Consider the following 281-nt stretch of genomic DNA (forward strand, 5'->3'; position numbering starts at 1 on the left):
TGATCAGGGTCAATCCGGATCCGGATGAAACTCTCGTCGGGCGAATCCTGATGCGCGACCGGCTGGTGGTGGTAGCAAGTCCTGACCTGAAGCGTCCCAAGGATGATCGCAAGGATGATCGCGCAGTTCCGACCGTCGTCCGGGGAGCGAACGATCTGGGCCCTGTCTGGGACATGACTGCACGAAGCCGGAAACTGCAGATCAAGGCCAACCCGATACTTCGCCTGTCTTCATTGATCATGGTTCGCGATGCGGTTCGTGCAGGTGTCGGCGCGGCCCGT

At 60.1% G+C, this 281-nt stretch carries 1 protein-coding gene; it reads left to right on the top strand.

Annotation, left to right across the window (positions count from 1 at the left end; translation table 11 throughout):
- Positions 1-2: 2 nt before the first annotated feature.
- Positions 3-281, top strand: a 279-nt coding sequence (locus Q5L94_RS13620; RefSeq protein WP_317498896.1) for a LysR substrate-binding domain-containing protein, incomplete at its 3' end; no start/stop codon positions are given.

Origin of the sequence: Idiomarina sp. Sol25, assembly GCF_033052775.1 — a bacterium.
Taxonomy (GTDB): Bacteria; Pseudomonadota; Gammaproteobacteria; order Enterobacterales; family Alteromonadaceae; genus Idiomarina.